Raw genomic sequence first — 19,081 nt, forward strand, 5'->3', positions numbered from 1 at the left:
GACGTGACCGACACCCAAGAGCCCGCTGCACCCGAACCGTTTGCCTCCGACCTCGATCTGCGTCGACTCTTCGCGCTGGCACACCCCGATCCGCACGCGTTCCTCGGAGCGCACGACGCGCCCGGCGGGCACACCATTCTGCGGACCCTGCGCCCGGACGCCATCTCCGTCACCGCGGTGATCGGCGGTGTCGACTACCCGATGCACCGACAGACCGACGACCTGTTCGTGGTGACCGTACCCATCGAGGGGCTGATCGACTACCGCTACCGCGTCGAGTACCCAGATGGGTCCGGGGGCAGCAACACCTTCGTCGTCGCCGACGGATACCGCTTTCTGCCGAGTCTCGGTGAGATGGACGAGCATCTGTTCTCCGAGGGGCGTCACGAGGCGCTGTGGGAGATCCTGGGCGCCCGACATGCGTCGTACACGACGCCCGATGGCGAGGTCCACGGCACCGCGTTCTCGGTGTGGGCACCCAGCGCGCACGGCGTGGTGGTGATCGGCGACTTCGACAACTGGACCGGTCGCCAGGCCCCGATGCGCACGATCGGCAGCAGCGGCATCTGGGAGGTGTTCGTCCCGGACGTCGGCGACGGCATGCAGTACAAGCTGCGCATCCACGGCGCCGACGGGGTCATCCGGGAAAAGGCCGACCCGATGGCCTTCCGGACCACGCCGCCACCGTTGACGGCGTCGGTGGTCGACCGCTCCACGTATCGATGGAACGACGACGACTGGATCGCCCGCCGACGCGAATCCAACCCGGACGTCGAACCGATGAGCGTCTACGAGGTGCACCTCGCGTCGTGGCGCACGGGGCTGGACTACCGCGAGGTGGCGCATCAGCTTGCCGATTACGTCAACGAGAAGGGCTTCACGCACGTCGAATTCCTGCCGGTCGCCGAGCACCCGTTCGGCGGATCCTGGGGGTATCAGGTCACCTCGTACTACGCGCCGACGGCACGTTTCGGCACTCCGGACGACTTCCGGTACCTCGTCGATCATCTGCACGCGCGCGGCATAGCAGTCATCGTCGACTGGGTGCCCGCACACTTCCCCAAGGACGACTGGGCGCTGGCCCGCTTCGACGGAACCCCCCTCTACGAGAATCCCGACCCCATGCGTGGCGAGCAACTCGATTGGGGCACATACGTTTTCGACTTTGGCCGACGCGAGGTCCGGAACTTCCTGGTGGCCAACGCGCTGTACTGGTTCGACCAGTTCCACATCGACGGGCTCCGTGTGGACGCGGTTGCGTCGATGCTCTACCTCGACTATTCGCGGCCCGACGGCGGGTGGCGACCGAACATCTACGGCGGCCGCGAGAATCTCGAGGCCGTCCAGTTCCTGCAGGAGATGAACGCCACCGTGCACAAGCACTTCCCCGGCGTGGTCACGGTCGCCGAGGAATCCACGGCGTGGCCCGGGGTGACCCGGATGACCGACCTCGGCGGCCTGGGCTTCAGCTTCAAATGGAACATGGGCTGGATGCACGACACCCTCGGCTACCTCGGCCGAGATCAGGTACATCGCAGCTTCCACCATCACGAGATCACCTTCTCCCTGATGTATGCGTGGAGCGAGAATTTTGTGCTGCCCATCTCGCACGACGAGGTGGTTCACGGCAAGGGCACTCTGTGGTCGCGGATGCCCGGTGATTCCTGGACGAAGGCCGCAGGTGTCCGGGTCCTGTTGGCATACATGTGGTCTCACCCGGGTAAGCAGCTGCTGTTCATGGGCCAGGAGTTCGGCCAGACCGGCGAATGGGCCGACAATCGCAGCCTGGACTGGCACCAGCTGCAGGGCTGGGAGGGCGAACTGCACTCGGGGATCTCGGCGCTCGTCACCGACCTCAACCGCGTTTATCGGCAATCTCCCGCGATGTACAGCCAGGACACCGACCCGCTCGGCTACGAGTGGATCGACGCGAACGACACGGCCAACAACGTCATCAGTTTCCTCCGCTACGGCTCGGACGGCTCGGTCGTCGCCTGCCTGTTCAACTTCTCCGGCTCCGACCGGGACAGCTACCGGGTCGGCCTACCCGAAGGCGGGGTGTGGGAGGAGATCCTGAACACCGACGCCGATGCCTACAACGGTGCCGGCAAGGGCAACATGGGCGCCGTCACCGCGGACGGCCCGTCGTGGCACGGACGCCCGACGTCGGCTCGGGTGATGATCCCGGCCAACTCCGCGATCTGGTTGGCGCCCTTACGATCTGAGTGACGGGCGCCCACAAGAAAATAGGGGAAGAGTTTCTTCCCCTATCCTTGGCGTCTTCCCCCAGAAATTTCCAGCGGAAGACACCAAACCCCAGGGAAGAAGTTCTTCCCCTAGATTTTGCCGGGCAGATCGATGACGTGAAGTGAATGGTCAGAGAGCTGCTCGATGAGCTCTAGGTGTCAGACTCAGTACAGCGCGCTGGCCAGTTTCCGACGAGCTGCCACGACGAACGGCTCGGCCGGATCGAACAGCTCGAACAGTTCGAGGAGTCGGGTGCGAGCGCGCGTGCGGTCATCACCCGCGGTGACCTTGACGACGCCGATGATCCGATCGAACGCGGCCTCGGGTTGCTGCGAGAGCAGGAGGACGTCGGCCGCAGCGAGCTGTGCATCGACGTCACCGGGTGCCGCGGTCTCCACTATCGCCGGGTCGTGTGCCTGCGCCCGCAGCACGAAGTCGAGATTCCTTGCCGCCGAAGCTGCTTCGATGTTCTCCGGTTCGGCCTCGGCGATCGCCCGATACGCGGCGAGCGCACCGTCGAAGTCGCCGTCGTTCATCTTCTGCTCGGCAGCGAGCATCCGCGGATCCTCGGGCTCGGGTTCGGGCGCCTCGCCCTCCGGTGCGCCGGTGAGCGAGTCGCCGACCTGGGCCAGGATCTCGTCGACCCACGCGATGATCTCGGCCTCCGACCGAACACCGTTGAACGCCGAGACCGGCTGGCCGTGCACGATGGCGACGACCATCGGGATCGACTGCACCCGGAAGGCCTGGGCGATGCGCTGGTTGGCGTCGACGTCGATCTTCGCGAGCACCCAGCGTCCGCCCGACGCGGCGGCGAGGCGCTCGAGCACCGGCGACAACTGCTTACAAGGACCGCACCACTCCGCCCACAGATCCACCAGCACGAGCTGTCGGGTCGAGCGGTCGAGAACCTCCGTCTCGAAGCTGGCATCGGTGACGTCGATGACGGACGCTCCCCCACCGCCCGCAGACGAAGGAGCGGGCGCGGCGGGCGCGTTCTCCGGAACTCCGGGGACGGGTGACGCGGCGGGCACTCCACCGGGTCCTCGCTGCGTTCGCGCGCGCTGGGCGTCGGCGCGTTCTTTGAGGCCCGCAAGATCGACGGCTCCGGACATCGCGACAGCTGCGGCAGCCTGCTGTCGGGCCGCTGCGGCGGCTTGCTGCCGATTGGTTGGTCTGCTCACCCTTCTAGTGTGGCACGACGCGCAGAACGCGGACGCACGACTCCCGCCGCCGCCCCGGCGAACACCAGGGCCGCCACTGCGGCGATCAGACCCGTCCCCAGAGTGGTAGTGCTGCTGATGAATCCGACGACCGCCGGCCCGGCGAGCATGCCCAGGTAGCCGCAACCCACCACCATCGAGATGGTGCGGCCACCGGTCCCCGCGGTGAGGTTTCCGGCCGCGGTGAAGATCTGCGGGATCAGGCCGGCCAGGCCGATGCCGAATACGATCCAGCCCGTGATCGCGACGGCGGGTGTCGGCGCGGATATCGCGGTCACCATCCCGACGAGCCCGATCAACGATCCGTAGCGGACCACTGCGACGGCGCCGACACGCTCGACCACGCCGTCGACGACGAACCGCGCCACCGTCATCGCGGCACTGAAGGCGCCGAAGGCCACCGCGCCGACGGCCTCCGAGGTGCCGAACGTCTCGACGATGTGCAACGCACTCCAGTCGTACGCAGTGCCCTCGGCGAGCATCAAAGCGAAGGCGACCGCCGCGAGCAATGCGAGGCGTCGCAGGTCCACGCCGTCCCACCACCGCGGTGTCCGACCGGTCTCGCGCTCGGCGACGTCGTCGGTCGCCGTAGCGGCTTCGGCGCCGACATTCGGGCCGGCGAGTGCACGGGAGACAATCAGGGCGAGCACCGCGCCGGCGGCCGCGGCGACCGCGACCGTCTTCACGGGACCGACATCGGCCCAGAGGGTCGCCGCGACGAGGCCGGAGCCGACGAGACCACCGATCGAGAAGAACCCGTGGAATGCCGACATGATGGGTCGGCGGTACGCGCGCTCGACCGCGACCGCCTGGGCGTTCATCGAGACGTCGAGCGAACCATTGGCGAAGCCGAACGCCACGAGCGCCGCAGCGAGTTGCGCAGCGCTGTGGGACAGGACCGGCGCGACGATCACCGCCGACAGCAGCAGGGCCGCCGCGATGGTCAGTGGTTTGGATCCAAACCGATCGATCAGCGGCCCGCAGACCTGCATGCCGACGAAGGCGGAGGCGCCCAGCAGCAGGAGCAGCCCACCGAGCTGGTCGTGCCCGACCCCGGTCTGCGCACTGATGACCGGAATGTGCGCCACCCACAACGCCGCCAGGAAGCCGTTGAGCGCAAAGATCGACGCGACGGCAACTCGGGCCGGACGCGGGGTGGCGGGCGTGGTCAGGCCGTGAGCCCCTGGGGAGCACTCTCCTCGGAGAGTTCGGCGAGATGACCGTTGCGCTTGGCCCACCACTCGAACACCAGCGTGCCGAACGGCGGGATGCTCGAGATCAGTGCGAGCGCGGTGACCCCGACACTCCAGCGCAGCTGGCGCCAGCTGATCAGCGACACCGCCACGAACACCATGAACACGATGCCGTGCACCATGCCGGGTACCGCGACGGCCTCCTCGTGGCCCAGCACCCACTTGAAGAACATCGCCACCAGCAGGGCGGCCCAGGTGATGGCCTCGGCGACGGCGACGAAGCGGAATCGCTTGGCGGGTGTGGACAGGTCGAAGATCTGGTTCATGGGCTCCATTGTGCCGAATCGGACATCGGACTACGACAAGGTGTAGTAAAGGTCTCGATCACGCCTTCGGCACACGCACGATCAGCGCGTCGCCTTGGCCGTCTCGACGCGATCAGGATTTCGGCACACGCACGATCAGCGCGTCGCCTTGGCCGTCTCGACGCGATCAGGATTTCGGCACACGCACGATCAGCGCGTCGCCCTGGCCGCCCGCACCACAGAGTGCGGCCGCCCCGATGCCACCGCCGCGGCGCTGCAATTCCAGCGCCAGGTGCAGGGTGATGCGGGCACCCGACGTGCCGATCGGGTGGCCCACGGCGATCGCGCCACCGTTGACGTTGACGATGTTCGGATCGATGCCGAGCTGCTTGGTCGACGCGAGCCCGACCGCGGCGAAGGCCTCGTTGATCTCGACCAGATCCAGATCGGTGGGCTCGATGCCTTCACGAGCACAGGCCTTGGCGATGGCGTTGGCAGGCTGCGCCTGCAATGACGAGTCCGGTCCGGCGACCACGCCGTGCGGCCCGATCTCGGCCAGCCAGGTGACACCCAGTTCCTCGGCCTTGGCCTTGCTCATCACGACCACCGCGGCAGCGCCGTCGGAGATCTGCGACGAGTTGCCCGCCGTTATCGTCCCGTCCTTGCGGAAGGCCGGACGCAGACCCGACAGCGAGTCCGCGGTGGTGTCGGCACGAATGCCCTCGTCCTCGGCGAACTCGATCGGGTCGCCCTTGCGCTGCGGGATGCTCACCGGCACCACCTCATCGGCGAACAGGCCGTTCTTCCAGGCAGCTGCGGCCAGCTGATGGCTGCGGGCGGCGAACTCGTCCTGCTCGGCCCGGGTGAAGCCGCGCGTGGCCTCCCCCGCACCCACCTTCGACCCGACGTCGTTGCCCTCTTCGGTGAGCGCACCCATCGGCTGATCGGTGAACGCATCCCACAGGCCGTCGTAGGCCAGATGATCGACCAGTTCGGTGTTGCCGTACTTGAATCCGCTGCGGCTGCCGGGCAGCAGGTGCGGCGCCTGCGTCATCGACTCCTGACCGCCGGCCACGACGACGTCGAATTCGCCTGCGCGGATCAGCTGATCGGCCAGCGCGATGGAGTCGATGCCCGACAGACACATCTTGTTGATCGACAGGGTCGGCACGTCCCAACCGATTCCGGCCTTGACCGCCGTCTGGCGGGCCGGCATCTGGCCGGCGCCGGCGGTGAGCACCTGCCCCATGATCACGTAGTCGACCTGGTCGGCCGCCACACCGGCCCGCTCGAGAGCACCCTTGATGGCGATCGCGCCGAGGTCGACGCCGCTGAACCCCTTGAGGGAACCGAGCAGACGACCGAACGGCGTCCGCGCGCCGGCGACGATGACAGTGGAATTCGAGGACATGAGTGTGCCACCTCCGAGACTGCGAGCGGGGTGACCGAGCGCCCGCTCTGTGCGCTTTACCCCTTAACGCTACCGTTAGGACATGACCACCTCAGCAGCAGACCCCAACAGCCCGACCGCCGTCATCGCCGACCTCGTTGTCGCCATCGACCACGTGGGCATCGCCGTCCCCGATCTCGACGCGGCCAAGAAGTGGTACGCCGTTCACCTCGGCTTCGAAACCCTGCATCAGGAGACCAACGCCGAACAGGGCGTCGAGGAGGCGATGGTCGGACCGGCCGGCGGCGGAGCGGTGATCCAGTTGCTGGCACCGCTCGACGAATCGTCGACGATCGCGAAGTTCATCGACCGCAACGGTCCGGGCCTGCAGCAGTTGGCCGTTCGGGTGACCGACGTCGACGCGGTCACCGAGCGTCTGACGTCGGCGGGCGTCCGTGTCCTCTACCCCGCCGCCAAACGCGGCACCGCAGATTCGCGCATCAACTTCGTCCACCCCAAAGACGCAGGTGGAGTGCTGTTGGAACTGGTCGAGCCGGCGGCTGCTTCCGGTCACTGATTCCGAGGTCTCCGATAGACTGGCCCGCATGCCAGCACCCGCCCAGAGGCAATTGCCCTTTGCCATCGTGATGCGCGGTTACGATCGCGATCAGGTCGCCGACCGCCTGCAGCGCCTCGACGCCGAATTGCGGGTGCTCGCGGCCGATCGCGACGCCGCGACTGCGAACGCTCACGAGCTCGCGACGCATCTGCAGAACGCGCGCGACGAGATCGAGGAGTTGCGGCGCGAGATCGACAAGTTGTCGGTGCCCCCGACGACCGCACAGGGCATGAGCGAACGCCTGTCCCGCATGCTGCAGCTCGCTTCCGACGAGGCGTCCGAGATGCGTGCGGAAGCAAGCGCAGAGGCCGCCGAGACGCTGTCGGTCGCACGCCAAGAGGCCGACGAGATGCGCACTCAGGCGCATCAGGACGCCCAGCGGGTCCGGGCCGAGGCCGCCACCGCCGCCAAGAATCTCGTCGACAATGCCGACCGTCGTGCCCGTGAGGTGAAAGAGACCGCCGCGGCCAACGAGTCGGAATCGGCCCGATTGATCGCCGAACGGACGGCGGCGATGGAGGCCGAACACACCAAGACGATGGAGGCCGCGAACGCCGAGGCCCATCGCATCGTCGAAGCGGCCAAAGCACACGCAGCCGAGCTCGACGCGACGAGCTCGGCCCAACGCCAATCGGAACGCGAACGGCACGAGGCCCAACTGCAGGCCGACCGCGAGCGCGCCGACGACGAGGCCGCTCAGATCAAACAGACGGCCCTGGACATCGCCACCTCTCGGCTTGCACGCTCTCGCGAACTGGCCGCGCAGGCCGACCGCTCGCGACAGGACGTCGCGGAGAGCCTCGACCGCCTGCGCAACCGCGTCGCCGACCTGCCCGAACTGCTGGTGCGGCCCGACGACGTCGACTACAACGCACGCTCCGACGAAGACGATCGCAAGCTGCTCGACGAGCACCTGTCGAGAGCCACCTCCGCTCCCTGAGGTGCTCCAGGCACCGCCTAGAACAGCCGGAATTCCGTGCTCTCGGCACCTCGAAGTGCGTCGTAATCGAGTACCAGGCAACGGATTCCGCGATCCTCGGCGAGCGTGCGTGCCTGCGGTTTGATCTGCTGTGCGGCAAACACCCCGTGCACCGGAGCGAGGAGCGGATCCCGATTGAGCAGTTCGAGGTATCGGGTGAGCTGCTCGACGCCGTCGATCTCGCCGCGACGTTTGATCTCGACCGCGACGGTCTGGCCGTCGGCGTCGCGGCAGAGCAGATCGACCGGCCCGATCGCCGTCATGTACTCGCGTCGGACCAGCGTGTGCCCGGTGCCGAGGGTCTCGACGTGCTCGGCAAGCAACTCCTGCAAGTGGGCCTCCACGCCATCCTTCACCAGGCCGGGATCGATGCCGAGTTCATGCTCGGAGTCGTGCTCGATCGACGCGATGGTGATCCGCAGCTCCTCGCCGGCCTTGTTCGTCACGACCCAGTAGTGCGCGGCTTGCACGCCGTCCGGGATGGGCGCCTCGGTGAGCCAACACGGCGGGCTCATCCAGTTCAGCGGCTTGAAGGCGCGGTCGTCGGCATGCACGCTCACCGAACCGTCGGCCTTGATCAACAGCAGCCGCCGGGCCATCGGTAGGTGGGCGGTCAGCCTGCCGACGTAGTCGACCTGACACTCGGCGATGACGAGACGCATGGTGGCCACCTTAGCCCGGAGCGATGTGGCGACCGATCAGGCGTCGGATTGCTGTTTGAGCAGAAATGCCTCGGCGTCCTCGATCGCCTCGTCCATCGTCGAATGCACGTGGGGCAGCGTGGGATCGAACCCCAGAAGATCCTCGGGGACATTCAGATTGGGAGCAATCGCGTCGTTGCGATGCCGCTTGACGCTGGTGCGCACCACGTTGTCGGGGTCGACCAGCATGGCTTTCCGGCCGCGTTCGTCGAGCGTCCGTTTCGCACTGAGCAGCATCGTGCGGGCAACCGGATCGATCACGCCGATCCGCGAGATCTCCACGATGGCGACACTGAGATCGTCCATGTCCGTTTCCAGACGTCGCAGCGCGCTTTCCGCGCCCGCGAAGGTCAGATCGCCCTGGAGTTCATAGACCCGAACGCGATCGCGGCAGGTACGCAGGAAGCCACGCTCCAGCTCGGTCCAGTCCCCACTGACCTCGACACCGTCGAGATCGTAGACCGAGCGGATCGTCACACGGCTCTCGCGCGTGACGTTGAACATGTGCAGGCCCAGGTCCGTCGACAGGTGCCGACAGGTCTCGACCCCGCGCACACTGTTGCCGTGCTCGTCGAGCCGAGGCGAGTACACACCGATACCCAGCTGGCCGGGCAGCACCGCGAGAATGCCGCCGCCGACCCCGCTCTTCGCGGGCAGGCCGACACCGGTCACCCAATCGCCCGCGCCGTCGTACATCCCGCAGGTCGTCATCACGCTCAACAACCGCTGGGCGACCTCCTGGTTGAAGACCATCCGCCCGGTCCGCGGGTTCAGTCCGCCGTTGGCGATGGTCGACCCGATCGCGGCCAGGTCGTCGGTGGTGACCCGGATCGAGCACTGCCGGTAGTAAAGATCCAGTGCCGCATCCGGATTCGTGTCGAGGGCACCGAAGCTGTCCAGCATGTATCCGATCGCGCGGTTGCGCGACCCGGTCGCCTTCTCGGATGCGTAGACGGCCTCGTCCAGCGTGAGCCGACGGCCCGCGCACGCCGAGTAGAAGTCGAGCACCTCGCCGAACACCTTGGTCACCGTCGCCTCGTCGATCTCGGTCACCGGAGGGAGCAGCAGCGATGCGGCAAGGATCGCGCCCGCGTTGATCATCGGGTTCTTCGGACGGCGCCGGTCGTCGACGCTGATCTCGTTGAACGCCTCGCCTGACGGCTCGACACCGATCTTCTCGTCCACCATCGCGTTGCCCAGCCGGCTGATCGCCATCGCATAGGTGAGGGGTTTGGAGATGGATTGGATGGTGAATTCCACCGACGAGTCGCCGTGCGAATACATGTGCCCGTCGTGGACGCACAGCGACAGCCCGTACCCGTCCGGGTCGACGGCGGCGAGCTCCGGGATGTAATCGGCGACATTGCCCGACCGTTTGCCGGTGCAATCGGCCATGATGTGGCGAAGGTATCCGTCGACATGAGAGAACATGTCCTTGAATCTAGCGAAGCGAGGGGGGTCCGAGTCGTGGCCGAGCCAACCACCGAACGAATCTGGTCACCGACACCGACGCATCAGTGCTGGGCTTTCATCATCGGTTCCGCGCTGTTCGCTCTGGGCTCGGTGCCGAAACTCGGTGAGACGCTCGGCGTCGACGCGATCAACATCTGCTATTTCGTCGGTGCCTGGTTCTTCACAACCGGCGGCTTCATCCAGCTGCATCTGAGTGGTCCGCGCAGCACCGACGGCCCCGATGGTCGGCCGACACTGCGGGTCGATTGGCTCACTGCGGCAACCCAATTCGTGGGCACCCTGGCGTTCAACGTCAGCACGACGTTCGCACTCACCGCCGACACCGTCACCGAGATCCAACGCCGGGTCTGGACCCCGGACGCAGGCGGTTCGGTGTTGTTCCTCGCCAGCGGTGTGTGCGCAGTGGTCGGATACCGCGGACCACACCGGCTGTGGGCACCCCGTGTCCGCGAGTGGTGGTCGATCATGATCAACCTGGCCGGCTGTATCGCGTTCGGAGTGTCGGCCGTCGCGGCATTCGTGACGCCTTATGGCGTCACCGTCGCCGCAGTGCTCGCAACCAGCGCCACCCTGGTCGGCGCCCTCTGCTTCCTCGTCGCGTCGGCGATCATGCTCGGGCCGTCCCGTTCAGAGGTGCCGACAACGGGATAGCTCAACGCACCTCGACGCGCACCCCGTCCGCGAACCGGTACGGGTTGGCGGCGATCAGGCCGCCGAGATGCTTGCGCAGCCGCGAGATCTCGGCGCGCACGGTGACCACACGGTCGTCGACGCCGAAGAGGTGTGCCGACATCTGGGCGGCGGTCGCGCCCGCGGGTTGTTCGGCCAGGTAGGCGAGGATCTGCGCATGCCGCGGTGAGGGTTCGTGCGACCACACACCGGCACCACCGGTGACGCGGACTTGGGGTCGAGATCCGCTCAGGACGAGCTCGACGGTGGTGCGCTGCGCCTCGTCCGAGCCGGTGACGCGGACGAGCCAGCCACCCGGCAGCGGGTCGAGGTCGCATTCGCCGAGGCCGGCAACCCAGGCGCGTCCGGGTGACAGGGTGCGCGGAAGAACAACTCTGCGAGCGGGTGGTACGGCGTCGACCGCGGCAACCCAACCGTGGTTGTCGACCGCCAACGCCGGCCCCGACGACCTCGCCAGGATCGGTGCGGCAACCGCGCGCAGCGCGTCGAGACTCTCCCGATGGTGGTCGCGCAGAGCCGATTCCGCGAGCTTGGCGACCGCGTCGACCAGGGCGAGGGTGGTGGGATGGATGGTCGCTGCCGGACCGCTGACGTCGACGACGCCCAGTACCGAACCCGTCCGGGGGTCGGTGATCGGGGCACCGGCACACGTCCACGAATGGTGACTGCGCACGAAGTGTTCGGCCGAGAACACCTGGACCGCGCGACCCGACATGAGTGCCGTGCCGATCGCGTTGGTCCCGACCGAGTTCTCCGCCCAACTTGCGCCCTCCACAAACCCGAGCCGGTCGGCTTTGCCCAGCACCCGGGTCGCCCCGCTGCGCCACAACACACGGCCGCCCCGATCCGCCACGACCAGGATGTTGTCGCCGTCGGCGATCACCGCGTCGAGCCCCCGTGTCAGGTCTTCGAGGATCAGCGAGAGACCGGACTCCTGACGCCGCGCCTCGAGGTCACCCACGGCGAGTGCGTTGTCGGGGCCACCGAGTTCGGGATCGACTCCCGCGGTGAGCACCCGGTCCCACGAGTCGCTGATGACCGACCGCGGACGTGCGGGCAATCGTTCACCCGCCATCGCGGCGTCGTACACGGCGCTGAGAACCTGGGCGAACTGGCGCGGATCGTCGCCGGCCGCGACCGCAGGTTCGGGGGCCGATCGTGCGCCATGCTCGCTACGCTCCCGGCGCTGTTGTAGTGAACTCATCGATTCCGATTGTGCTCCCGATCACACCGTCGGGCAAAGGCCGCAGCACACCGCAACCCCGTGCAACCCTTGCCGCCACCCCGGCGACGGCGGTGTGCTGTGGATCACACGCCACCGAGTTCGACGGTGCGCGATCGATTCCAGAGGAGCCTGACATGACCCAGACACTCGAACCGGCCACCGCCACGAGCGCCACCAACACGACCGGGGAGGCGGCGGGCCCACAGCAACGGGTGGATACCTGGTTGCGGCGCTTCGAGACCGCCCTGGCGACGCGCGACATCACCGCCGCGACCTCGTTGTTCGCCGTCGACAGCTACTGGCGCGACCTGGTCGCCTTCACCTGGAACCTGAACACGGTCGAGGGCCGTGACCAGATCGCCGACATGCTCGAGAACCGGCTCGCGGGTGCCGACCCCACCGGATTCGCCACCACCGAACCCGCGACCGACGACGACGGCGTGGCGTCGGCGTTCATTTCGTTCGAGACCGCCGTCGGCCGCTGTGAAGGCCACCTCCGGCTCCGCCGCAACGCCGACACCGGCGACGACGAGGCGTGGACGTTGCTGACGACGCTGCAGGAACTCAAGGGACACGAGGAGTCCGCGGGCCACACGCGGATCCGGGGTGCGGTGCACGGCTCCGACCCAGATCCGCGCTCCTGGGCGGAGAAGAAGGAGGCCGAAGACGCCGAACTCGGCCGCACCGTGCAGCCGTATGTCCTGGTCATCGGCGGCGGGCAGGGCGGCATCGCTCTGGGTGCACGTCTGCGTCAACTCGGGGTGCCGGCGATCGTCGTCGACAAGCACGACCGGCCGGGCGACCAGTGGCGCAAACGCTACAAGTCGCTGTGCCTGCACGACCCGGTCTGGTACGACCATCTGCCCTACTTGCCGTTCCCGGCGAACTGGCCGGTGTTCGCACCCAAGGACAAGATCGGCGACTGGCTGGAGTTCTACACCAAGGTGATGGAGGTTCCGTATTGGAGCCGGACCGAATGCACGTCGGCCACCTACGACGAGGGGTCGGGGCAGTGGACCGTCGAGCTGAACCGCGACGGTGAGCAGATGACGTTGCATCCGACACAGTTGGTGCTCGCCACCGGCATGTCGGGCAAGGCCAACGTGCCGGCGTTCGAGGGGCGCGACGTCTTTGCCGGAGAGCAGCATCACTCGAGTCAGCACCCGGGGCCCGACGCCTACGCCGGCAAGAAGGTCGTGGTCATCGGTGCAAACAACTCCGCGCACGACATCTGTAAGGCATTGGTGGAGAACGGGATCGACACCACCATGGTGCAGCGTTCGTCGACGCACATCGTACGGTCGGACTCCCTGATGGAGATCGGTCTGGGCGCTCTCTACAGCGAGCAGGCGGTGGAATCGGGGATGACCACCAAGAAGGCCGACCTCACCTTCGCCTCACTGCCCTACCGGATCATGCACGAGTTCCAGATCCCGCTCTACAACCAGATCCGGGAGCGCGACAAAGACTTCTACGCCCGCCTCGAGGCCGCCGGCTTCGACCTCGACTTCGGCGACGACGACTCCGGGCTCTTCATGAAATACCTCCGGCGCGGATCGGGCTACTACATCGATGTCGGCGCCTGCGAACTGGTGGCCGACGGCACCATCAAGCTCGCCCACGGCGACGTCGATCACCTCACCGAGAACAGCGTGGTGCTCGCCGACGGCACGGAACTGCCGGCCGACGTGATCGTCTACGCCACCGGGTACGGGTCGATGAACGGCTGGGCGGCCGACCTCATGGGCCAGGAAGTCGCCGACCGCGTCGGCAAGGTGTGGGGTCTGGGCTCGGAGACCACCAAGGATCCCGGCCCGTGGGAGGGCGAGCAGCGCAACATGTGGAAGCCCACCCAGCAGCCGGGCTTGTGGTTCCACGGCGGCAATCTTCACCAGTCGCGGCACTATTCGCTGTACTTGGCACTCCAGTTGAAGGCGCGCTACGAGGGCATCCCCACCCCGGTATACGGCCTGCAGGAAGTGCACCACCTGAGCTGACCACGAGATCCACTCGGGCTCGGCGCGTTCTCTCCGACGCGCCGAGCCCGAGTGGATCAGGCCTCCATCACCTTCTCGGAGGGGAGGTCGTACACGGGGCATTCGGCGACACCGATCGTCTCGCGCGTGATGGCCTCGACCTGCTTCTGTGTTGCCTCTGCGTCGGTGACCCAGTTGCGGTAGAAGTCGAACGGGCACTCGGCCACGCCCTTGTCGCCGTCGCCGCCGGCAAGCACGCCCGTGTAACCGCGGTGCAGCAGTTTGAACAGGTGGTTCTGCGACTGGTCGAAGCGCCGCGCGTCCCGGATGGTCGACAACGACAACTGCGCGTACTGAACGCCGTATTCCTCTTCCCCGCATTCGCCAAGTGTTCGACCGTCGAACCCGATGATCGCGCTGTGCCCGAAATAGGAGTAGACGCCGTCCCACCCGGTGGCGTTGGCCACCGCGACGTAGCAATTGTTGGCCCATGCCATCGCCTTGGCCATCAGCACCTGCTGTTCCTTGGCCGGGTACATGTAGCCCTGCGGGCGGACGACCAACTCGGCGCCCTTCATCGCGCAATCGCGCCAGATCTCCGGGTAGTTGCCGTCGTCGCAGATGATCAGCGAGATCTTGAGACCCTTGGGCCCGTCGGTGACGTAGGTCTGCCCACCTGGATACCAGCCTTCGATCGGCGTCCAGGGCAAGATCTTTCGGTACTTCTGGACGATTTCGCCCTCGTCGTTGATCAACACCAGCGTGTTGTACGGCGGCTTGTTGGGATGATCCTCGTGGCGTTCGCCGGTGATCGAGAAGACACCCCAGGTCTTGGCCTCACGGCACGCTGCCGAAAAGATGTCGGTCTCATCCCCCGGCACGGTGGCCGCCGTAGCGTACATCTCCTCGGTGTCGTACATGATGCCCTGCGTCGAATACTCCGGGAAGACGACGAGGTCCATCCCGGGCAAACCGCTCTTCATACCCACGACCATCTCGGCGATCGCCTTGGCGTTGTCGAGTACCTCCGCACGCGTATGCAGGCGCGGCATCTTGTAGTTGACGACCGCCACTCCGACCGTGTCCGGACTGGATGCGATGTCACCGTGACGCATGTCGACTCCTCGTCGCTCAGATTTACTTCCAAATGGAAGAATTGTCACACAAACGTACCTCAATCACGATTGCCATCGCGTGTCATCGAGGTTGTGAACTCGTGACACCTCAGGATCGGCACCTCGGCGCGCAGCATGATCTACTTTCAATTGGAAGAAAAGGAGGGCGAATGTCCGGACATCTGGCAGCGAGGTTCCACGATCTCGACACCACCGGCGGATTCCGACTCGGTGACGCACGGTCGGTCGACGATCTTCGACGCGGATTGTCCGGGGCGATCGTCGGGCAGGACGAGGGGGTCGACGCCGTGGTCCGCGCGCTGATGATCGCCGGTGCAGGACTCGCCGATCGCCGCAGGCCGATCGCCTCGCTGCTGTTCGTCGGCCCAACCGGCGTCGGCAAGACCGAGATGGCGCGTCGCATCGCCCACCTCGTCCGCGGCGATGCCGACAATCTGTGTCGGATCGACATGAACTCCCTCGCGCAGGAGCATTACGCGGCATCACTGTCGGGCGCACCGCCCGGCTACGCGGGCTCGAAGGAATCCTTCACCCTCTTCGAGCGGGACAAGATCGAGGGCACGGTGTCGCGCCCGGGCGTGGTGCTGTTCGACGAGATCGAGAAGGCCCACCCCACGGTGCTGCGCGCGCTGTTGCAGATCCTCGACGCGGGAACGTTGCGCATCGCGTCCGGCACCAGCACCATCGACTTCCGCAATTCCATCGTGCTGTTGACGTCGAACCTCGGAACCCGCGAGATTCACGACCTGCGCCGAACTCGGCGATGGGCACCGATCGGCGCAGCGAGTCGGGTCGTCGACCGGATTCGACATGGGCGGCGCGACGAGACGGCGATCGCCGTGGACGCCGTGCGCGACTTTCTCGATCCCGAACTGTTCAACCGGTTCGACGAGATCATCGCCTTCCGTTCGATCGACACCGGAACAGCGCGGCGCGTCGTCGACCTCGAGGTCGAGCGTCTCACCGACGAACTCGCCACACGCGGAGTTCTCTGCACTGTCACCGACGACGCCCGAACCTGTTTGGCAACAACAGGTTTCGATGAACGGTACGGTGCCCGACACCTGCATCGCACGCTTCGACGGGAGATCCACGCGCCGATCGCCGAACGCCTTCTCCGACGACCCGCCGGCCCGATTCCACTTCTCATCACCGTCGACGTCAGCGAGGACGTCATCGTGATCAGTGACACCGAGCCATCCACAGAATCAGGGGCAGGCGATGAATGACTCCGATCGCATGGTCGACACTCCCACGGCCAGTACCCCCGCCGACGATCCGCTGGCCCTCAGTCTGCTGCGGGGAGCGCAGCTGATCGAGGAACGACTTGCACCCGCGCTCGCCGAACTGGGCGTCAGCACCGAGCAGTGGCGCGTGCTGGCAGTGCTCGCCGGCGGTGAGGGCAGAACCATGACCGACCTGTCTCGTCTGACGGTGCAGGCTCCCGCCACCGCGACACGCACCGTCGACAAGCTGATCTCTCTCGCGATGGTCTACCGCCGGGTGGACCCGCTGGACCGGCGACGAGTGATGGTGTTCCTCAGTCCGCACGGAGCTCAGGCCATCACCTCGGTTCGTGAGCGCGAGCGCGACATCGAAACCGACATCGCGCGCAGCCTCGGATCGCGTCGCTTTCTGGCGCTGACCGACGGCCTCACCCACCTCACCCGGTGACACACTCGACACACTGCTGACGTGCAGGCAACGCCGAGGTAACCGGTTCTCGGCACACTGGGGGACGCACCCCAGGTGGCAGGACGGATATGAAACTCGGACTCGTGATACCGCAGAGCGGCCCATCGGGCATCTTCGGGCCATCGTGCGCAGCAAGCGCCCAACTCGCGATCGAGGAGATCAACGCTTCCGGCGGAATCCTCGGAAACGAGGTGACAAGCACGACGATCGACGGTGGTCGAACACCGGCCACGGTGGCTACCGCAGTCGCCAACGCCGAGGTCGACGCTGTCGTCGGGTGGCACACGTCGGCGGTGCGATGCCGCCTCGTGGCCGCGCTCGACGGACGTATCCCCTACGTGTACACCGCCGTGTACGAGGGTGGCGAGGGCGCCGACGGCACTTTCATGACCGGGGAGGTGCCGGAGACCCAGGTGCTGCCTGCGCTGGACTGGATGTCCCGCGAACTCGGCATCGCGCGGTGGGCGGTGGTCGGGAGCGACTACGTGTGGCCGCGACTGACCGTGACCCACATGATCGACCGGCTCCGCGACTCCGACGCGCAAGCGAGTGTGGTGTCGGCGTCGTTTCTGCCGCTGGGCTGCCCCGACTTCACCGAAGTGCTCGATCGGATCGAGTCATCCGACGCCACCGGCGTGCTCGTCCTGCTTCTCGGTGACGACGCCGTGCGATTCAATCAGCAGTTCGCCGCTCGGGACCTCACCGAGCGCTGCATTCGACTGAGCCCACTCATGGACGAGAACATGCTGATGGCCACCGGGGCAGGGGCGACGCATCAGCTGTATTCCGTTTCCGGCTACTTCGAGTCACTCGCCACCGCATTCAGCCTCGACTTCGAAAGTCGCTACGTTTCCCGCTTCGGAGCCTGGGCGCCGCCGCTGACCTCCCCCGGCGAGTCGTGTTATGAGGGAATGCATCTGCTGGCCGAACTGACCCGGCGTGCCGGTGCGACCGGGACCACCTCGCTCGAGCGAGCCGCGACCGACCCGTTCACCTACGCCAGCCCGCGCGGTGAGGTGTCGTTGACCGATCGTCACCTGCGCCAGGACATCTACATCGCTGCGGCCGACGCGATGGAGTTCGACGTCCTCGCAAAGGTCAGTTCCGCCTGACCGGGTTTCACGGGGCGCCCGTGCCCGTGTGGACTAACGTCTGAGGTGGGCATGGTTGCCAACCTGAGAACGGGAGTGCGGATGAAGATCCTCGTTGCATACATCGCCACAGCGGGCGGCAGGGATGCGGTCGCGCTCGGTGCAACACTTGCCGGCACGTTCGGTGCGGAGCTGGAGATCTGCGTGGTCCTTCCGCCCGAGCCCGACAATCCGACCGAAGAAGTCGAACGACTCTCGGACACGCTCGACGCGACCGCGCAGGGCTGGCTCGACGAAGCCGCCGCACTCGTGCACGACGGAATTCCCACAACGACCTCGGTGGCCGTGCACGCCAATCCCGCGGGCGGGCTGATCGAGCGGGCAGAAGACGTCGACGCCGGTCTGCTGGTCATCGGTGGCTCGGGTGGAGGCATCGTCGGACGCCACACACTCGGCACCGTCGTCAACGACATCCTGCATTCGTCTCCCGTGCCGGTCGCCCTGGCACCCTTGGGCTTCAGCCACACCGGTCCCGAGCGGATCGGCCGGCTCAGCACCGCACTCGGAATGCGTCCCGGCGCAGGTCATCTCGTTGACACCATCGTCGATTTCTGCCAGGCAGGCAAGGTTCCGCTCAGGCTGGTGTCGCTTGTCGCTCTCGACGACATGGATCACCACCGCGGACGCGGCATCGACGACGCCGTCGCACACGCACGCACCCACATCGACAAGGCGACCGGTGAGATCTCCGCCAGACTGCCGGAGACCGTGCCGGTGACGTCGGCCGTCGTGCAGGGCGACAGCATCGAAGAAGCGGTCGCAGGTATTGATTGGGCCGACGACGACGTCATCGTCGTCGGGTCGAGCCGGCTCGCCGCGCCGCGGCGGATCTTCCTCGGCACCACGGCCGCGAAGATGCTTCGCGTTCTGGCCATCCCGATGATCGTGGTGCCGTCCACGGCACAGTGATCGAGAGCATCGAGGCCGGCAGCGCAACGAAAACGGCCGCCGCCAGACGAATAGCTGGGAAATAGCACAAGACCCCGTATTCGATATGAATGTATCGAATACGGGGTCTTGATGAAGTTGTGTTCGGCGGTGTCCTACTCTCCCACACTGGTTAAGGTGCAGTACCATC

17 protein-coding genes are annotated in these 19,081 nt (G+C 66.5%); 9 read left to right on the plus strand and 8 right to left on the minus strand.

Features of this window, described 5'->3' with window-relative positions; genetic code table 11:
- Window positions 1-3: 3 nt before the first annotated feature.
- Window positions 4-2,229, plus strand: coding sequence for a 1,4-alpha-glucan branching protein GlgB (glgB, locus tag MKW15_RS22740; protein ID WP_240862401.1), 2,226 nt, complete (start codon window positions 4-6; stop codon window positions 2,227-2,229).
- A gap of 182 nt (window positions 2,230-2,411) precedes the next feature.
- Here the strand turns inward: glgB and MKW15_RS22745 are convergent, their stop codons facing one another.
- The 4 genes from MKW15_RS22745 to MKW15_RS22760 all read right to left on the minus strand — a co-directional run bounded on the left by MKW15_RS22745 (window position 2,412) and on the right by MKW15_RS22760 (window position 6,379).
- The gene (locus tag MKW15_RS22745; protein WP_374248019.1) at window positions 2,412-3,431 is read right to left on the minus strand and encodes a tetratricopeptide repeat protein; all 1,020 of its coding nucleotides are present in this window, start codon (window positions 3,429-3,431) and stop codon (window positions 2,412-2,414) included.
- Window positions 3,428-4,564 carry an MFS transporter gene (locus tag MKW15_RS22750; RefSeq protein ID WP_240862434.1) on the minus strand — a complete coding sequence of 379 codons (1,137 nt, stop codon included), beginning with the start codon at window positions 4,562-4,564 and terminating at the stop codon, window positions 3,428-3,430. Before MKW15_RS22750 ends, MKW15_RS22745 begins: the two co-directional genes overlap by 4 nt.
- A 74-nt stretch (window positions 4,565-4,638) precedes the next feature.
- The gene (locus MKW15_RS22755; protein WP_240862403.1) at window positions 4,639-4,998 is read right to left on the minus strand and encodes a DUF3817 domain-containing protein; all 360 of its coding nucleotides are present in this window, start codon (window positions 4,996-4,998) and stop codon (window positions 4,639-4,641) included.
- 157 nt (window positions 4,999-5,155) lie between these two features.
- A complete protein-coding gene (locus MKW15_RS22760; RefSeq protein ID WP_240862405.1) occupies window positions 5,156-6,379 on the minus strand; it encodes an acetyl-CoA C-acetyltransferase in 1,224 nt (407 codons plus the stop codon).
- Between the two features lie 82 nt (window positions 6,380-6,461).
- On the opposite strand from MKW15_RS22760, the gene mce reads away from it, so the two are divergent.
- The gene (gene mce, locus MKW15_RS22765; protein WP_240862407.1) at window positions 6,462-6,935 is read left to right on the plus strand and encodes a methylmalonyl-CoA epimerase; all 474 of its coding nucleotides are present in this window, start codon (window positions 6,462-6,464) and stop codon (window positions 6,933-6,935) included.
- A gap of 28 nt (window positions 6,936-6,963) precedes the next feature.
- Window positions 6,964-7,917 (plus strand): coiled-coil domain-containing protein, encoded by a 954-nt coding sequence (locus MKW15_RS22770; protein WP_240862410.1) that lies wholly within the window; start codon window positions 6,964-6,966, stop codon window positions 7,915-7,917.
- Between the two features lie 17 nt (window positions 7,918-7,934).
- Here MKW15_RS22770 and nucS read toward each other — a convergent pair whose 3' ends face one another.
- Window positions 7,935-8,618: an endonuclease NucS gene (nucS, locus tag MKW15_RS22775; RefSeq protein WP_240862412.1), complete on the minus strand. Its 684-nt coding sequence runs from the start codon at window positions 8,616-8,618 to the stop codon at window positions 7,935-7,937.
- A 36-nt stretch (window positions 8,619-8,654) separates the two neighbouring features.
- A complete protein-coding gene (gene glsA / locus MKW15_RS22780) occupies window positions 8,655-10,088 on the minus strand; it encodes a glutaminase A (protein WP_240862414.1) in 1,434 nt (477 codons plus the stop codon).
- A gap of 36 nt (window positions 10,089-10,124) precedes the next feature.
- Here glsA and MKW15_RS22785 point away from each other — a divergent pair, with 36 nt between their 5' ends.
- Window positions 10,125-10,781: a hypothetical protein gene (locus tag MKW15_RS22785; RefSeq protein ID WP_240862416.1), complete on the plus strand. Its 657-nt coding sequence runs from the start codon at window positions 10,125-10,127 to the stop codon at window positions 10,779-10,781.
- 1 nt (window position 10,782) lies between these two features.
- On the opposite strand, the gene MKW15_RS22790 is transcribed toward MKW15_RS22785, so the two are convergent.
- Window positions 10,783-12,024, minus strand: coding sequence for a helix-turn-helix domain-containing protein (locus MKW15_RS22790; RefSeq protein WP_240862418.1), 1,242 nt, complete (start codon window positions 12,022-12,024; stop codon window positions 10,783-10,785).
- A 155-nt stretch (window positions 12,025-12,179) separates the two neighbouring features.
- On the opposite strand from MKW15_RS22790, the gene MKW15_RS22795 reads away from it, so the two are divergent.
- Window positions 12,180-14,042 carry an NAD(P)/FAD-dependent oxidoreductase gene (locus MKW15_RS22795; RefSeq protein ID WP_240862421.1) on the plus strand — a complete coding sequence of 621 codons (1,863 nt, stop codon included), beginning with the start codon at window positions 12,180-12,182 and terminating at the stop codon, window positions 14,040-14,042.
- A 56-nt stretch (window positions 14,043-14,098) separates the two neighbouring features.
- On the opposite strand, the gene MKW15_RS22800 is transcribed toward MKW15_RS22795, so the two are convergent.
- Complete coding sequence (locus tag MKW15_RS22800; protein WP_240862423.1) at window positions 14,099-15,136, minus strand: aliphatic amidase; 1,038 nt, start codon at window positions 15,134-15,136, stop codon at window positions 14,099-14,101.
- Between the two features lie 170 nt (window positions 15,137-15,306).
- Between MKW15_RS22800 and MKW15_RS22805 the strand changes: the two genes are divergently transcribed.
- From MKW15_RS22805 to MKW15_RS22820, 4 genes are all read left to right on the plus strand, one after another.
- Entirely contained in the window at window positions 15,307-16,386 is a 1,080-nt protein-coding gene (locus MKW15_RS22805) for an AAA family ATPase (protein WP_240862424.1), read from the plus strand.
- Entirely contained in the window at window positions 16,379-16,831 is a 453-nt protein-coding gene (locus tag MKW15_RS22810; RefSeq protein ID WP_240862426.1) for a MarR family winged helix-turn-helix transcriptional regulator, read from the plus strand. The genes MKW15_RS22805 and MKW15_RS22810 overlap by 8 nt, the downstream gene beginning before the upstream one ends.
- A gap of 89 nt (window positions 16,832-16,920) precedes the next feature.
- The gene (locus MKW15_RS22815; protein WP_240862427.1) at window positions 16,921-17,964 is read left to right on the plus strand and encodes a substrate-binding domain-containing protein; all 1,044 of its coding nucleotides are present in this window, start codon (window positions 16,921-16,923) and stop codon (window positions 17,962-17,964) included.
- An 81-nt stretch (window positions 17,965-18,045) separates the two neighbouring features.
- On the plus strand, window positions 18,046-18,912 hold the full coding sequence (locus tag MKW15_RS22820) for a universal stress protein (RefSeq protein WP_240862429.1): 867 nt from the start codon (window positions 18,046-18,048) through the stop codon (window positions 18,910-18,912).
- The last annotated feature ends 169 nt before the right edge of the window (window positions 18,913-19,081 follow it).

It is taken from the genome of Gordonia gummivorans (assembly GCF_022513585.1).
Lineage (GTDB): Bacteria > Actinomycetota > Actinomycetes > Mycobacteriales > Mycobacteriaceae > Gordonia.

Coding starts and splice junctions, on each gene's coding strand:
- MKW15_RS22790 (WP_240862418.1), bottom strand. CDS start 12,024: ATGAGTTCACTACAACAGCGCCGGGAGCGTAGCGAGCATGGCGCACGA.
- glsA (WP_240862414.1), bottom strand. CDS start 10,088: ATGTTCTCTCATGTCGACGGATACCTTCGCCACATCATGGCCGATTGC.
- mce (WP_240862407.1), top strand. CDS start 6,462: ATGACCACCTCAGCAGCAGACCCCAACAGCCCGACCGCCGTCATCGCC.
- MKW15_RS22815 (WP_240862427.1), top strand. CDS start 16,921: ATGAAACTCGGACTCGTGATACCGCAGAGCGGCCCATCGGGCATCTTC.
- nucS (WP_240862412.1), bottom strand. CDS start 8,618: ATGCGTCTCGTCATCGCCGAGTGTCAGGTCGACTACGTCGGCAGGCTG.
- MKW15_RS22795 (WP_240862421.1), top strand. CDS start 12,180: ATGACCCAGACACTCGAACCGGCCACCGCCACGAGCGCCACCAACACG.
- MKW15_RS22770 (WP_240862410.1), top strand. CDS start 6,964: ATGCCAGCACCCGCCCAGAGGCAATTGCCCTTTGCCATCGTGATGCGC.
- MKW15_RS22820 (WP_240862429.1), top strand. CDS start 18,046: ATGAAGATCCTCGTTGCATACATCGCCACAGCGGGCGGCAGGGATGCG.
- MKW15_RS22760 (WP_240862405.1), bottom strand. CDS start 6,379: ATGTCCTCGAATTCCACTGTCATCGTCGCCGGCGCGCGGACGCCGTTC.
- MKW15_RS22810 (WP_240862426.1), top strand. CDS start 16,379: ATGAATGACTCCGATCGCATGGTCGACACTCCCACGGCCAGTACCCCC.
- MKW15_RS22805 (WP_240862424.1), top strand. CDS start 15,307: ATGTCCGGACATCTGGCAGCGAGGTTCCACGATCTCGACACCACCGGC.
- MKW15_RS22800 (WP_240862423.1), bottom strand. CDS start 15,136: ATGCGTCACGGTGACATCGCATCCAGTCCGGACACGGTCGGAGTGGCG.
- MKW15_RS22755 (WP_240862403.1), bottom strand. CDS start 4,998: ATGGAGCCCATGAACCAGATCTTCGACCTGTCCACACCCGCCAAGCGA.